This window comes from Psittacicella hinzii (genome assembly GCF_003585935.1).
Classification (GTDB): Bacteria; Pseudomonadota; Gammaproteobacteria; order Enterobacterales; family Psittacicellaceae; genus Psittacicella; species Psittacicella hinzii.
Map to the genome: position 1 here is coordinate 1 of NZ_NRJG01000154.1, position 1,632 is coordinate 1,632.

General features: G+C 30.4%; 1 protein-coding gene. It reads right to left on the bottom strand.

Translation table 11 applies throughout. From position 1 onward, the window contains the following. Positions 1 to 118: 118 nt before the first annotated feature. Positions 119 to 1,057, bottom strand: coding sequence for a CAF17-like 4Fe-4S cluster assembly/insertion protein YgfZ (gene ygfZ, locus CKF58_RS07200; protein WP_119532428.1), 939 nt, complete (start codon positions 1,055 to 1,057; stop codon positions 119 to 121). Positions 1,058 to 1,632: the final 575 nt, after the last annotated feature.

Consider the following 1,632-nt stretch of genomic DNA (forward strand, 5'->3'; position numbering starts at 1 on the left):
CAATCCCCCTCTTAATAAAAGTTTGTTTTATTAAGAGGGGGATTGTATTAATAGAGATATTAAAGCTAGACTGTTAAAACTAGACTATCAAAACTAGACTATTAAAACGAAACTATGCTTAATTGTCTTGTGTATTTAATGTGTAAGCTTGTAAATTATAAGTATTTGTATCCGCTTGGATAAAGTATTGATACTCATTAGCAGGAAGCTTATTAGTGATAATAGTACTAGCAACAAGAGTTTTATCTTTAAGTGCTTGCGCCAAATTATCAGGTAAAGTCAGATTAGCAACATCTACTACGGCTAAAAGCTTACCACTCGCTTTTTCAGCCTCAACATCTAAACGAACGTGTAACTGTGCTTGTTGAGCTTCTTCTAGTTTTTGAGTGTCGAGTGTAAATAATTGTTGACTATTTGGGTTGGTGCCGCGGTATTTAGCACGGGCAATGCCCTCTTGTCCTTGATAACAACCTTTTTTAAAGCTAATAGCTTGCTCTAAGAGATCAATACCTAAAGCTTGTGGGAGTACTGTATCAACATATTCAGCTTTAAGATCATAAACAAAGCCAAGCGCAGTTGTTAGTGCTAATACTTGTTGATCATTTAATACTTTAGCGTCTTCGTTTGTAAAAGCTAATTTACTAAATGCACTACTATCTAAGTTATTAAAGCTAATCCCAAAACTTAAACAATAATCAGTATGAACAATAAAATTATTAGAATCTAAACTCATAAATTCAGCTGGAAGGTTTTCATTATAGAAATGAATACTAGCCGTACTTAAAGTAATAGTTACTTTACTAAATACTGCATATTTTTTAAAGTGAGCTAGAATACGATTAGCTTGTTCAACACCATACACTAGCAGATGAATATTTTGTTCATCTAATTTAAATAATCTAAAAGTACCTATTACTTTACCTGTATGTAAAGTTACACATGAATATGTACTTTGTTGTGCTGTTAATTGCTCTAGGTTAACAGGAATTTGTCCTTGTAAAAACTTATTGGCATCTGCACCAATAAACGAAATCAGTTGCCATTGTGTATTATTCATATTTTTGTAATCTCTAGATAAAAGTACTTCCAAGTTTAAAGTTAGAGTTAACAAACTTTTTGTTTCTCATTATACTCTTTCACTTTTTAAAGCTTTAGTTCATATAGTTTATGAACTTGAAAACTAGAGGGATTTGTCTATTTATTAAGCTTTTGCGATTAAAATTGCAAATTTGAAATACGCACTTTTTGTAAGTGTTAATATTTCTCAATTTATTTCATAGCTCTTATGCATTTTATTAACAAATAAATCCTCTTGAGGATAAAAGTGCGTAATTTCATATGATTAATTAGTTGTTTAATCATTGATTTAAATAATATAGAAACATACTGTTATAGCTCTGATAATAGACAAGTTTAAAACTTGTTGTATAATCTTAGTTTGAGAAGAAGTTTTTTAGCAAGTAGATCCTTAGTCGGATTTACTATTTTTTGTTTGTAATTTCAACGAAATAGCAAGAAATTACTACAAACAATATTGAGTTTATTGTCGAGTGATTCGCATGAAGTATAAGAAATTGATAACTACAGTGGGAGTATTAGCGGCTGTAGTTGGTGGGGTTAGTTATTATATGC

Excerpts from the sequence above, each read along its gene's own strand:
- ygfZ (WP_119532428.1), bottom strand. The coding sequence starts at position 1,057 with ATGAATAATACACAATGGCAACTGATTTCGTTTATTGGTGCAGATGCC.